This is a genomic window from Butyrivibrio sp. TB (genome assembly GCF_900110805.1).
Taxonomy (GTDB): Bacteria; Bacillota; Clostridia; order Lachnospirales; family Lachnospiraceae; genus Butyrivibrio; species Butyrivibrio fibrisolvens_C.
Window position 1 is genome coordinate 14,777 of record NZ_FOER01000003.1, and the last position, 14,501, is coordinate 29,277.

Annotated in this window: 10 protein-coding genes; all 10 read right to left on the reverse strand. The window is 40.4% G+C overall.

From position 1 onward, the window contains the following. Positions 1-45: 45 nt before the first annotated feature. Complete coding sequence (locus BMX21_RS02455) at positions 46-1,812, reverse strand: Rqc2 family fibronectin-binding protein (protein WP_092040947.1); 1,767 nt, start codon at positions 1,810-1,812, stop codon at positions 46-48. Positions 1,813-2,012: 200 nt separating this feature from the next. Beyond that, on the reverse strand, positions 2,013-3,041 hold the full coding sequence (gene trpS, locus BMX21_RS02460) for a tryptophan--tRNA ligase (protein ID WP_022752580.1): 1,029 nt from the start codon (positions 3,039-3,041) through the stop codon (positions 2,013-2,015). Between the two features lie 587 nt (positions 3,042-3,628). After that, on the reverse strand, positions 3,629-4,213 hold the full coding sequence (locus BMX21_RS02465; RefSeq protein WP_143057195.1) for a hypothetical protein: 585 nt from the start codon (positions 4,211-4,213) through the stop codon (positions 3,629-3,631). Between the two features lie 44 nt (positions 4,214-4,257). Then, on the reverse strand, positions 4,258-5,922 hold the full coding sequence (locus BMX21_RS02470) for a putative polysaccharide biosynthesis protein (RefSeq protein WP_092040953.1): 1,665 nt from the start codon (positions 5,920-5,922) through the stop codon (positions 4,258-4,260). A 413-nt stretch (positions 5,923-6,335) separates the two neighbouring features. Then, positions 6,336-7,781: a glycogen synthase GlgA gene (glgA, locus tag BMX21_RS02475; RefSeq protein WP_092040956.1), complete on the reverse strand. Its 1,446-nt coding sequence runs from the start codon at positions 7,779-7,781 to the stop codon at positions 6,336-6,338. Positions 7,782-8,566: 785 nt separating this feature from the next. Beyond that, complete coding sequence (locus tag BMX21_RS02480) at positions 8,567-8,989, reverse strand: flavodoxin (protein WP_092040958.1); 423 nt, start codon at positions 8,987-8,989, stop codon at positions 8,567-8,569. 88 nt (positions 8,990-9,077) lie between these two features. Then, positions 9,078-9,635, reverse strand: coding sequence for a DUF3793 family protein (locus BMX21_RS02485; protein WP_092040961.1), 558 nt, complete (start codon positions 9,633-9,635; stop codon positions 9,078-9,080). A 229-nt stretch (positions 9,636-9,864) separates the two neighbouring features. Further along, positions 9,865-11,520, reverse strand: coding sequence for a transcription termination factor Rho (rho, locus tag BMX21_RS02490; protein WP_092040963.1), 1,656 nt, complete (start codon positions 11,518-11,520; stop codon positions 9,865-9,867). A gap of 781 nt (positions 11,521-12,301) precedes the next feature. After that, positions 12,302-13,159: a tRNA pseudouridine(38-40) synthase TruA gene (gene truA / locus BMX21_RS02495; RefSeq protein ID WP_092040966.1), complete on the reverse strand. Its 858-nt coding sequence runs from the start codon at positions 13,157-13,159 to the stop codon at positions 12,302-12,304. A 108-nt stretch (positions 13,160-13,267) separates the two neighbouring features. Continuing rightward, positions 13,268-14,470, reverse strand: a complete 1,203-nt coding sequence (locus BMX21_RS02500; RefSeq protein ID WP_092040969.1) for a pectin acetylesterase-family hydrolase — start codon at positions 14,468-14,470, stop codon at positions 13,268-13,270. Positions 14,471-14,501: the final 31 nt, after the last annotated feature.

Here is a 14,501-nt window from a genome sequence, read left to right on the forward strand (position 1 = left end):
CATAAAATCAGGGGCGCATCATCATTACGCCCCATAGCCGCCATATCAGTCAGCCTGTGTAAGGGCTGATATATCCGGCTTTATAGCCATCGAGTAATTAGTATAATACACTACAAATCCCGGTTTGGCACCGCCGGGCTTCTTGACATTCTTGCGCTGGAGATAGTCAATCTCTACTTTCTCCTGCTCCTTGGCTTTAGAATAAAAAGCCGCAAGTGCTGCTGCCTCTTCAAAAGCCTTGTCCGGAACCTCCTTGCCACCTGTTTGAAGTATTACATGTGATCCGGGCATACCCTTGGCATGGAACCACCAGTCTCCGCCATTAGCTACCTTAAAAGTCAGCTGGTCATTCTGATAATTGTTCTTGCCAACATATATATCAAAACCATCTGAGCTCTTATAGTGAAGCGGCTTACTCTTTGTCTGCAACCTTGAAGATTTCTTCTTTTCACCCTTCTTATGGATATAGCCTGCTTCTACAAGCTCATCTCTTATAGGAACAAGATCCTCTTCGCCCTGCGCTATATCAAGCGCATTCTGAATGGACTCAAGGTGGTTTTTTTCTGCTTCTACTTCCTTAGTAAGCGTTTCGAGGTTCTCAGCAGTACGCTTGAGTTTATTGTACCTTTCAAAATACTTCTTGGCATTCTGACTGGCTGTAAGCGTAGGATCAAGCGGGATCGTAAGATCATTTCCTGTATTATAATCATTGACAGTTATAGACTTGGCAGAAGGCTCTGCGCTATATCCATACACATTAAGAAGCTCTCCGTATACGCAGTATTTATCCCTTTTCTCAGTATCCTTGAGCTGCTGAAGCTGAAGGTCATACTTTCTTACAGTCCTTTCAAGAGCTGTAGCAACGATATGCCTTAAGTCTGCAGACTTCTGACGTATCCTTGTTATAGCATTTTTCTCAGCATAATAGCTCTCCAAAAGGGACGACATATTGTCATAATCCTTGAGCGTACATCCCGGCATCTTCTCATAGGTCATAAGATGAAAAGGTGCATACTCTTTGGGCTGACCATTCTCATAGCATATGGCAGGTTTATACTCGCCATCTTTTATCCTTGTCATAAAAAGGTCGAATACATTATAAAGTCTCTCCATCTGGCCGCTTGAAAGTGCAGATGCAGGAAGCTGCGAGTCAACATCAGCTCTGAAACATATCTCCTGAGCTATAGTTGAAGCAAATCCTGTATATGAACCATATATAGCCTTAAAAACAGGACCCGCTTTTTCCAAAAGAGCCTTGTCAAAAGACTCTCTTGTAGCCTCTTTAGGGTTGAGCTTGTTGTGCTGATCAGGGATGAAGTACTCTCTTCCCGGCAGTACCTCACGAACTGATGATACAGACGCAGGTACATGCTTAATAGAATCTATTATAGTATTGTCATCATCTACAAAGATGATATTGGAATACTTGCCCATAAGCTCTATAAGAAGAGTCTTGGTCTTCATATCTCCCATCTCATCCATGTGCTCTACATTGAACCTAATGATACGCTCCATGGAAGGCTGCTCTATAGATTTGATACGCCCATTTAGAAGATGTTTCCTTAGCACCATGCAGAAAGTAGGTGCCTGCTGGGGACTGGGCTTATTCTCATCAGACATATATACAAGCGGAAGAGACGCATCTGCAGACAGATATACTCTGACCTGTCCTCCTCCACGCTCAGCCTGAGGCTTGATCGTAAGAAGGATCTCATCCTTCTCTGTCTGCGCTATCTTGTAAATGCGGCCGTCAGTACATCTGTCTGACAATTCTCTTGTTATCGCCGCAACTGTGATACCATCGAATGCCATTTAAGCTTTCCTTTCACGCATTGAAAAAAGATATACTGATCATTCTGTTATTCTTTTTCCAAAGCAAATACAATCTTGTAAAAGAGGCAAGCCCCTTTAAGGCCTGCCTCAAACCATTATCATCTACTGATATATGTACATTCATATGCCCTGTGCCATATCTGTACTATAAATGTCCAGGCATAAGGTCATCACTGCAATTATGGCTGTACGAAGCCGATCTTCTTGTATACCTTACGAAGAGTCTTGTTGGCAACATAAGAAGCCTTCTGAGCGCCTTCTCTGTAGACAGATTCAAGATATGCCTTGTCTGCAAGGATTCTCTTAGTCTCATCCTGAATAGGTTTAAGAGCATCTATAACGACCTCACCTACTGCAGGCTTGAACACACCGTATCCCTGACCTTCGAACTCCTTCTCTATTTCTTCAAAACTCTTACCTGTGAAGGTTGAGTAGATGTTCATAAGGTTGGCTACGCCGGGCTTATTCTCTCTATCATAACGTACACAGTTCTCTCTATCTGAGTCTGTAACTGCACGCTTAAACTTACGAGCGATAACATCAGGCTCATCCATAAGAAATACGCATCCGTCAGGAACTGACTTACTCATCTTGTCTTCAGGTGTAGACAGACCATAGATCCTGGCTCCTGTCTTAGCGATAAGAGGTTCAGGGATCTTGAATACATCGCCATATATATTATTGAATCTTGTAGCAATATCACGTGTTATCTCAACATGCTGCTTCTGATCTTCTCCAACAGGGACGAAATCAGGCTGATACAGAAGGATGTCAGCAGCCATAAGTGAAGGATATGCAAAAAGACCTGCATTGATATTGTCCTTGTGCTTAGCAGACTTATCCTTGAACTGAGTCATACGAGACAGCTCACCAAACATTGTATAGCACTGCAGAACCCATCCAAGCTGTGAATGCTGCGGTACATGTGACTGAATGAAAAGAGTGTTCTTCTCAGGATCAAGACCGCATGCGATATACTGTGCAAGCTGATTAATAGTTCTCTTACGAAGTGCTGCTGGATCCTGTCTTACAGTGATAGTATGAAGGTCTGCCATGAAATAAAAGCAGTCATACTCATCTTCTCTTACTTTCCAGTTCTTGATGGCTCCAAGGTAGTTGCCAAGGTGAAGATCACCACTTGGCTGTATTCCTGAAAGAAGTACTTTCTTCTTTTCCTGTGTTGTTTCTAATGATTTATTCTCTTCCATTTTAAAATCCTCGTCTTTTCTTTTTAGCATTTAGCGTATTAGGGCGTCCTAATCGAAGATCATCCTGATCCAGACAATCTTTAGGGCAAATAATGTTTTCAGATGTCGTTATAGGCTACGCCATCGAAGCACAAGACGAAGGTTCTTGTTAATAACCATTGTGTTCATATATTTTGAATTCCCTTACAATGTGACTTTCAAACTAGTATACCATCAAAGGAATGCTTTTTTAAGTACCTATTTAAAAAAGACCACATTTGTGGTCTCATTTATTATTTATTTTTCTTCTGGCATCTGATAATGGCTTTTATCCCCCCACTTGAAAATCAATATAATAATATCTATAATACAAAAAGTGGTAGCGATACCCTTGATAAGTTTAAGTGTTAAAAAACCGCTCAAACATTCGCAGGTTAGGAGCGGTTTTTTATTACTTTTTTTTGCTTGATATCTTGTAAACAAGTCCTATTAAATCAATTATAAAAATCCCACAAGTGAGTATTTCCATAATTTTCATAGTTTTCTCGTTCTTTTCCCAGTATTTCAAAGAAAAAACGCTATCACCTATGAAAACATATCACTTTTCTTCAATATATGGGCACTCCTACCAATGGCTGATTTGTCTCCATCAATTCATCGTCAAGAACATAGTTTGGATTTTTATAGAGATTATGAAATTCTAACCTCTGTGCTTCTGTAAGATTATATAATTTAACTCGACTGTCCCCATAATAATCTGTAACCATTTTCTGTTCTTCTATATATATATGTTTTGTAATATCCTTTTCTTCTTGCGTTAAACTAGAGAAAAAAAGATTCCACTCTTCCAGGGATATATTACTTAAAGAATATTCCAATTCTCTTGGTGCATAATGTATTTGGAAAAAGGTATCCATATAATCATAAAACAAATCATTTCTTTCTACATAAGCTGCCTTAAGATCTTCAACCGAATACTTTTTTCCACATTCCAATTCAAAATAAAATGCCTGTATTTCTAATTTCACTTCGTCGAATGCCAATTCATCTTTGTATGTAAGAACAAAGAAATAATCATCTGCCCATCGATTAATTTTCACTTCCTTTTTACAGTAGTTATAAGCTTCATAAAAAAGAACCCCAAGGCTTACTATCAATATTGTAATAATAGTATTTATTATTATTTTTTTCATATGAATCATCAATTTCATTATTATCCATCAATAATATCGTATTATTACAAAAGCTTTACTTTCTTTAATATACCAATAAGATTAGTACCCTTTGGAAGGCTTCTGAGAACTTCTTCAGTGATCGAACCGCTCTTTATGAGTACAGCTGCATAAGTCAGCGCGCCGGTTCCTATCGCTATAACTGTAGCAATAAGGTTCACAAAATATCCAACTTCTGCCATTCCGCCAAAAGGAATAGTCAGTACAAAGTAAACCGCAAATGCCGCAACACCCATCACCACGGCTGCTACAGCAGGCATAATGTAAATTGCCTTTGTATCAAGGTTAAGGCCAAGTCTCTTTCTACATGAAATATCATTTAGTACAAAAAGAATAAATGCATATATAACTCTCGTAATTACAAGGCTCATATTGTTGAGAGGTGTTACAGACAAAATAACAATAAGTATCGCTGTCTGTAACGCAAGTGCGATCGTTGCGTTTATAACCGGTACAAAAAGCCTGCCGGTTCCCTGCAGTACAGAGTTAGTTATAGTTGACTGCGAATAAAAGATTACTGTCAGCGATAGAACAGCCAGAAGCATTGCCGCCTGATCCAGAGATCCTCTTTGAGGGAAAAGAATCATCGTAACGGGTCTTGCAAGTGCTATAAGTCCTATAGCTGATGGAATAGCAACAAGCATAGATACTCGTATTACCTTGGTTGCTATAGCATTGGCTTCATCCCTTTGACCTTTAATGAACTTGGCAGAGATACTTGGAATCATAGCAGACGCCATTGCAGATGCCATCGCTATCGGTATTGTAGTGATAGTGAGAGCTTTACCAGCATATACTCCGTAGAGCGACGCCGTCTCCGACTCTCCAAGCCCTCTAACATTCATCATAAAAGCATAGAAAATCTTCTGATTGATATTAGGTGTAATGTTATATAAAAGTGTACTGAATAGAAAAGGTACAACTACTGCAATAATCTGAAAGAGAATCGTAGCTGTATCATCAACAGCGCCATGATCGCTATCCATCTGTTTCTTAACTCTATTTCTATTCAGATAATATACAAACATCATGAATAAAAGAGCCGTAAGAACACCTGCTCCAGTACCAAGAGCGCTTCCTGCTGCGCCGTATATAGCAGGATTAACGCCAGAATCAGGATTAGCTGCAAGCTTAGATACTGCATAATTTGTAAGAAGAAACGCTGCAAGAATACTTACAACAGCATTAATGATCTGCTCCGCTATCTGGGATATAGATGTAGGAACCATAGTCCTATTGGCCTGGAAATATCCCCTTAAAACGCCAAGAGGTCCATACAAAAGAACTGTAGGCCCGAATACTCTAAGTACATAGGCTCCCCCTTCTCCAACAAGAAATCTTGACAGAGCCATAAGAAGAACTCCGCATATAGTACCTGATATTCCTACAAAGACAAGGGCGCAGCGAAAAAGCTTCTGCGCGCTCTTGTACTGTCCTAGTGCAAACTTCTGAGACATAACCTTGGATATAGCCGAAGGTATGCTATAGGATGCTATCATAAGAGCAGTTATATACCAGTTGTATGCAGCATTATAATATCCATTGCCCTCATCTCCTATAATAGACGTAAGAGGACTCTTATATAAAAGACCTATTATCCTTACGATTATTCCTGCTGCGGCCAGTATTCCTGCCTGTTTTAATATTCCGTTACTACCCTTTTCTGCCATGATATTAAATCTTCTTTCATAAAAATCTTCCCCACGTAGTATATAATCAATCCGCCCTTTAGACAAGTTTTTACCAGCACATATTCTAATCAGCCCCACCACTTACAGGCTTGCCCGCTCCATCCTAGTGACAGCATCCTCGAAGGAGTGTCCGGGACAGATAGCTAATAAAAATACCACGCTTTTAACTGTTTTATAAAATTCATGAGCGTGATAGATGGAGTTTTTTATTCTGCCCGGGGTCCACCTGTCTGAGCAAAGCGAGTTTGGACCCCAGAATAAAAGACTCCAGATATCATGCCATGAATTTATAAAAGAGTTAATGCGTGGTATTTTTATTATCTATCTGTCACGGGCAATCCTTCGAGGATGCTGCCGCTAGGATGGAGCGAGCAAGCTGATTCAATACAGCATCAGGGTCTAAGCCAGTCGTACATCTCCTGATACTTGTTAGCAGATACCTTCCAGCTAAAGTCTACAGCCATAGCTCTGTCGATCATCTTGTTCCATTCACGCTTGTTATCATAATACAGAGCCTCTGCAGATCTTACAGTCTGCATCATCTCATGCGCATTATAATTGGTGAAGGAGAAACCTGTACCTGTGCTTTCAAACTTGTTATACGGCTGAACAGTGTCCTTAAGACCACCTGTCTCACGTACTATAGGAAGTGTTCCATATCTAAGAGACATAAGCTGAGACAATCCGCAAGGCTCAAAGAGTGATGGCATCAGGAACGCATCGCTTGCTGCATAGATCTTGTGTGACAGAGCTTCTGAATAATAGATATTAGCAGAAACCTTATCTCCATACTTCCATGCATAATGACGGAACATATTCTCATACTGCTCTGTACCTGTACCAAGGATCACGAACTGAACAGCATCCTGACACATCTCATCCATAACACAGCTGATAAGATCGAATCCCTTCTGATCAGTAAGTCTTGATACGACACCGATCATCATGATCTTATCATCCTGCGCAAGCCCAAGCTCTTTTTGCAGAGCACGCTTATTGCGAACCTTCTCTTTACGGAAGTTGATAGCATCATACTTATAATCGATATACTTGTCAGTTGATGGATTGAACTCATCATAATCGATACCGTTGACGATACCGCGAAGATCATTCTCTCTGGACTTAAGAAGTCCGTTAAGACCCTCACCATAGAATTCAGACTTGATCTCTTCTGCGTATGTCTCTGATACAGTTGTGATGGCATCAGCATATACGATACCGCCCTTAAGAAGATCGGCATCTCCGAACATCTCAAGCTTGTCCGGTGTGAAGAAATAATCCGGAAGTCCGGTCAGATCCTTGACTACCTTCTTGTCCCATCTTCCCTGGAACTTAAGATTATGGATAGTCATGATAGTCTTCATGCTGCGATAGAATTCATTGGCCTGAAAACGTTCTTTAAGATATACAGGAACAAGGCCTGTCTGCCAGTCATGACAGTGAACGATATCAGGATGGAACTCTACAACAGGTAAAATAGAAAGAGCTGCCTTGGAGAAAAATGCGAACTTCTCAATTTCGAACTTAACATCATCTCCGTAAGGTTTGAAACCATTGAAATAATACTCATTATCGATGAAGTAATAGATGATACCATTAACTTCAGCTTTAAAAATTCCTACATATTCTCTTTTCCAGTGAAAATCCATATAGAAGTTTGTTACATACTCGAGTTTGTCTGCCATCTCCTTGGCCATACAAGCATACTTAGGCATTACAATCCTAACATCGAAATATCTGTGATCGATGTTGCGAGGGAGAGAGCCTACAACGTCGGCAAGGCCGCCTGTTTTGATGAAAGGAACTCCTTCAGATGCAACAAAAAGAATATTCTTCATGATTTTATGTTCTTCCTTTCCGATGATATCTCTTTTTCTTTTATCTATAATATTATATCACACACCACTACAGGCCACAAAAAAGATTCTTCTACTTATAGACAGATATGACCAATAGTCATACAATTGATATACAAGTATCCTGAATTTTTTTGTAAAAAAGTACTTATTTATACCGAAAATCAAGGCGAAACATTCAGCATAAGCGCCAATATTCGCATTAACGCAGTAAACTTTTAACTATTATTTGTCTTTGGAATTAGCGCATATTGCTGGTTTTGCAAACGAATTGTACTACCACTGACCATCGTTCATTATATATTTTCTATACAATTATCAATATTACGTTTGTTTCGAAAATATAATTACGTTCGATTTCATTTTTTATTTTCTTTTTGTTCACATTTTGTTCACATCTTTCATATATCATAAAAATATCGGAAGTGTTAATAAAATACTTCTGACTCCCCCAATAAAACTTTTTTCATACCGGGTCGTTCGGTTCCCCGCCGAGCGGCCCCTCCTCCCAAAAGAACAGCCGAAAGGCTTTTATTTTTTGCTTAATAGATTCCGGAGCCGAAAGGCTCTCTTTTTTTGCCCAAAAATCATACAAAAGGTATTCGTCATCACTAAAGCCAGGCAGCACAAACAAGTGTGCACTGTCCTATGTACGCAAAAGACCGCGCAGGATACTTTCCTTCGCGGCCTTTCGTGTTGGTTAAAAACAAGTTACATGAAGTCGCGCTTCGCTAAAAGGAAGGGGCTTCTTCGAACGAACATAACAATTATGCAAGTAAAGCTCCAAGGTTCTTGCAAGATGAGATAGCTTCATCGTCAGGAGCATTGTTTGCAAGAACGCTGTCTGTTACAAGGTTAGCACCTGTAGCCTTAACATCTGCTTCCCAGAGGCGCATCCACTCGCCGTCTCCCCATCCGTATGATCCGAACAGGCCGATCTTTTTGCCTGAAAGAGCACTCTTAACGCTTTCATACATAGGCTCGAATTCGCTCTCTTCAAGCTGCTCTGCGCCCATTGCAGGACAGCCAAATGCTATTGCATCATATGCTGAAACATCATCCTTAGTAAACTGACCTGCAGGGATGATATTAACCTCTGCTCCGCTGCCTGTGGCACCATCTGAAACAGCCTGTGCCATAGCTGCTGTATTACCTGTTCCGCTCCAATAAACTACTGCTACTTTTGACATAACCCTATGTCTCCTTTCATTATTAGGTAAATTTGATTTGACTTATCTTTAGAAATTCACGCCATTATATGAATTTCAAGAGAAATTTTTATATCTTAACTGCGAGTTTGGAGAGCTTAGTCCCCCTCTTCCATTCTCTGCAATAGATATCTGTACATTTGTTAAAAGAGTCAAACATCTTCCTGGCAGCCTGCTCGTCGCCATAAACCTTCCAGGTTCCGACACATTTGCAGCCATCAGGATCTTCCATGAATCCCTTAACATCTTCCGGAGGATAACTTAGAAAAAGACCTATCTCATGAGGAAAAAATTCGCTGGACTTGCAGCTTCGAAGCCTTCTGATCAGTTCCATCATGCAAGATGAATAGTCGCATCTTGAGTACCCCGCTGCGTCCAGGATCTCCCAGGCCCTTTTGTCACTTAGATCTCTTTGAAGAAAAGAAGGTCTGAACATATATACAAGAACTCTTCCCTTGTGAAATCTAAGAGGGTACAGGCATATTCCCTTGGGAACCAGCTCATCATTTAGTACTCTTAGTTCATCCATGGTCTTTTGTCTGGACTCATATGGGCAGGACATAAGATTCCCAGTCTTAAGCCCCGCAAGCGTAGGTGCCCCATAGTAGACAACTTCTTCTTCAGACATCTCTCCTCCTTATGTCATACGCCAGCCTATACTTTTAGTATATTGGGTCCTATCCCCTTTTTTTGCGTTAGCATCTGCTAATTAGCATTTGCTAACATGTGGCGTAAAATGACGGCCGGAATGATAATATTCCGACCGTCTTTACAATACATCATTTTGAGAATGATTGTCAAGTTCATTTAGATTTTAAAACTGTAAATATATAAAATCTCATGAATCCCAAATCTTATTACAGCATCTGCCTCTGGATCATCCTGACAAACTCGTGATTATTACGCGTATGTGAGAAGAGGTTGATGACTTGATCTACAGCATTATCTGCCTTAAGTCCATTGAAGCCCTTACGCATATGATTAACTGCTTCAAGTTCATCAGGCATAAGCAGAAGGTCTTCTCTTCTTGTAGAAGATTTCGGAATATTGATAGCAGGGAATATCCTTCTTTCCTGAAGTTTCCTGTCAAGGATCATCTCCATGTTACCTGTTCCCTTGAACTCTTCATATACTACATCATCCATCTTGGAACCGGTCTCTATAAGAGCTGTTGCAAGGATAGTAAGGCTTCCGCCCTCTCTCATATTTCTGGCTGCGCCAAAGAATCTCTTTGGCATATGAAGAGCTGCCGGATCAAGACCACCAGACAGAGTACGACCTGACGGCGGCACTACCTGATTGTAGGCTCTTGTAAGTCTTGTTATGGAGTCTATTAAGATCATAACATCTTTCTTGTGCTCTACAAGCCTTCTTGCACGCTCTATTGTCATCTCAGCAACCCTTGTATGATGCTCAGGAAGCTCATCAAATGTAGAATAGATAACCTCTGCATTTTCACCCGTTATAGATTCCTTGATATCTGTAACTTCCTCAGGACGCTCATCTATCAAAAGAATAATAAGATGGATTTTAGGATAGTTTTTCTGGATAGACTTGGCTACGTCTTTTAACAAAGTTGTCTTACCGGCTTTAGGAGGAGATACTATCATACCACGCTGACCCTTACCGATAGGACATATAAGATCCATGATACGCATGGCGATACTACCGCCTTCACGTTCAAGATTAAGCTTCTCATTAGGGAAAATAGGTGTCATCTTCTGGAAGCTGGTCCTGGTAGCTGCCATCTCCGGAAGATATCCGTTAACAAGGCTTAGTTTTATCAAGGCTCCAAACTTATCATTGCCGGACTTCTCTCTTGCGATTCCTTCAAGGATATCACCTGTACGAAGTCCAAGTTTTCTAATGATAGCCGGTGCTACATATACATCATTTTCACCGGGGAGGTAATTCTCACATCTGATAAATCCAAATCCGTCAGGCATTACTTCAAGTATACCTGATGCAGGAACGCCGCTTACTTCCTGCTGCGTAGCCGGCTCTTCAGAAGGCTTATCTGCAGGCTTATCTATAGGCTTATCAGAAGCTTTATCTACTGAATTATCTTTTCTATCTGTTTTGGACTCAGGTCTTGATTCCTGCCTTGCATCCTTAATAAAAGTCTTCTTATTATCATGCCTTATATCATGTTTATTATCATGTCTTCTGTCACGACCATCGCCGTGTGCATGCCCTGCAGAAGCTCCCTGAGGCTTTGCAGGCGCTGCCCCACTATCAAAAGAGGCATTATCTGATGCTCCCTTATCCGAAGAGGGCTTGTCAGCATCCCCATTATCAGACAACGTATTATCTGATACCTTCTTATCTGAAACATCCCGCGCCACAGATGCGCCAGATACAGCCTTGTTCCCAGTCTTAAGTTCCTTCTCATCAAGCTCTACCATAGCATCGATAATCTCAGATTTCTTAAGCGTAGTTACAGACTTGATCCCGCGTATCTTGGCCAGTGCGCGCAAATCTGACAATTTCAGAGTTTCATATCGCTCTCTCATAAATCTCCTTTTCCATTTTTGATTAAGATTATTAGTCTGGATTTAATTCATGAAATATTTATATGAAAAAAAGTCTTCTCATGCTAATGATCTGTGGAATTCTAAAGTAAATGATTCTAGAAAAGCTCGATATACCTTGACTTTACGGCTTAAATTAATCGCTTCAACTAAAAAACACATAATTCTCCAAATTTATTATCGGAATATAAGCTGGATTTATTAGTTCTTTCTATTTCGCCGGGAATAAACACAGAATAAAATACCGTCTAAGCGCATATATAGCGCTTCATCATCACAAGGATCAATGATCAGCCCAAGATGTTGACGTTATTACATTTATTATGATATCACAATGCGTTCACAATGTGGATATAGATTATTAAAATTTTTCGACTCTGATTTCTATACTTGAACGTGTCGCTATCCCTGTAACGACTTTAGGGATAGTGACTTGTCCACGTGTAAGTATTTGTCAATCAAGCTTCGCACTTGTCAAACATACACCATCCTTTGAAGTAGCACCGATGCGGACGGTTTATAATGCATTTTCGTATCTTTGAATGTGTTATTAAATTCAGGAGCATGATAGATGGATCTTTATATTCTTCTTAGGGTCCGCATGTCTGAGCGTAAGCGAGTTTCGGACCCTAGAATATAAAGATTCAGATATCGTGCCCTGAATTATAACACATTCAAGATACGAAAATGCATTATAAACTGTCCGCATCGGTGCTGCTACAAAGGATGGTGTATGTTTGGCAAGTGCAAAATTACAACTTAATCAATAATCAACTTCCATAAGGCACAGTCCCTGCGCCTTGGCAGTAGGACCGGCAAGCTTTCTGTCCTTGGCTTCAAGAACTTCTCCGACCCTCTCCGGAGTCATCCTTCCAAAACCAACTTCAAGAAGAGTTCCTGACAAGATCCTCACCATATTTTGAAGGAATCCGTTACCATGAAAATACATCCTGATATATGGTCCTTCCTTCTCTATCTCAATAGAATCGACACATCTTACAGTAGATTTCCTCATACGAGGATTAGCACAAAAGCTCTTAAAATCATGAGTTCCTATAAGATATTCTGCTGCCTGTCTCATAGCCCTTACATCAGGCTCCTGATCCAGAACATTCACATATTTACGATCAAAAACAGGTTTACTGTCCCCGTAGTAACAGGTATATCTGTAAGTCTTACCAAGAGCATTGTATCTTGCATGAAACCTTTCAGATGCATCTTTTAAATCTTCAATAGCAATATCATCCGGAAGATATCTATTAAGATAGCTCTGAATATCTGCTGATGTCATATCAGTATCAAGATGAACATTGGCAACCTGGCCTATGGCATGAACACCTGCATCTGTACGACCGGAAGCTATGACTTTAACAGGCATGCCAGCATTTATCAAAGCCGTATTATAGTTATTATCCGCGGCATCTTCACCTGAGATCTTGCCAAGAGTTTTGAGAGAAGTTTTTTCGCTCGTTAAAGCTCCTTCACCCATCTCATCTTCAAGCATCCTTCTAAGGACAGTCTCTATCTTACCTTCAATAGTCATCTCTACACCGGGCTGAGATTCCCATCCCTGAAATCTCGTACCGTCGTATCTTATTTTCATTTTAAAATTTCTTTTCATATAGTTCTTCCCTGTTCTATTTTGTATTTGGCATTCTTAATTGTATTAGGTATTCTTAAGTCTATTTCGGAATCTGATCATATGAATCCATCATCCTTAGCAACAAACTCATTCCACAAGGCTCATGCCGCTATCATAGCATCTGTCATGCACTGCATCGTAAAGCCACTTCTCCATGGATACGCCCTCAGCATTTGGAAGATGGAAGTTAAGGTTCCTGATGTTAGTATGGATCGTTCCGCCTTTCATCCCGCTCTTCATGACCATTTTGTTCTTAAAGTTATTAATATAAAAATGAAATTCAGGATTGATCTGCCTAAGCTGCGTCAGCATCACTTTCATCTGTTCATAGAACTCTGCCTGTATATCCTTGTCAGAAGCAAAGATCTTATTGGCTACATCATTGTAATAAGCGCTCAGAAGATAATCATGAGTTGACGACGAATACAGATATCTAAATCTGTCTCCGTATTTGTTATAAAGTCTTCTATACCAGTCAACTGTTATATTATCAGAAGTAATAGCCTGCCATAGCTCATCCGGAGCCTTCCAGATGTCTCTGGCAGTATCCCGCCATCCATCATACAGAAACTGTCCACTATCCGAAAGAACCGTGATATCCTCACACTTTGGATAATAGTCGTCTACGATCTCACCCGCAAGAGCAGGAACTGCAAAGGCACCTGCACTATCTCCTGCTATCAGGAGCTTTTTGGGAGTCTTGAAGTATTTTTTTACCATTTCCATAGCACTTCTAAAATTAGTATACCCATGAAAATGGATCACATCATCAGCGCCTTCACTATTCTTGAACTCATAATCGTTGTTGCCGACATGGAGATCCCCTGTAGCATAAGTTATGATGACCTGTGAGAAATTCTTGAACTTGTTTCTGGGATTTATATCTTCTGTGATGCCGGAACGGATATTCATGATCTGTGTAAAAGGTCTTAGATTGCTCCAGTAAAAATTGGGCATTCCGGCAGTAATAGTTCCTCCTGAAGAGGGTCTTGCAGCTGTATAGGAATTCCAGGCAACTCCCCCTCCTGACAGAAAGATAAGAAGGTTTTTGGAACTACCTTTTTTGATATAAATATAATATTCCGAACCATCTCCTGTTAGTCCCTTGGGGATATCGACCCTGTACCAGGTGTTTATAGACGGCTCTTCATTGTCGCCAAGTTTTGCTACTCCCAGATGAGTATTGGCGATCATATCACTTACACTATTCTCAAAATAGTCACCAACGCGGTAGGCAAAAGCCAGTCCGCGTTTTAGATTATCACTGTTAGTCTGTTGTTTTTGTGGCATTTTCTAACCTCATGTCGTGAGCAAAGCGAGC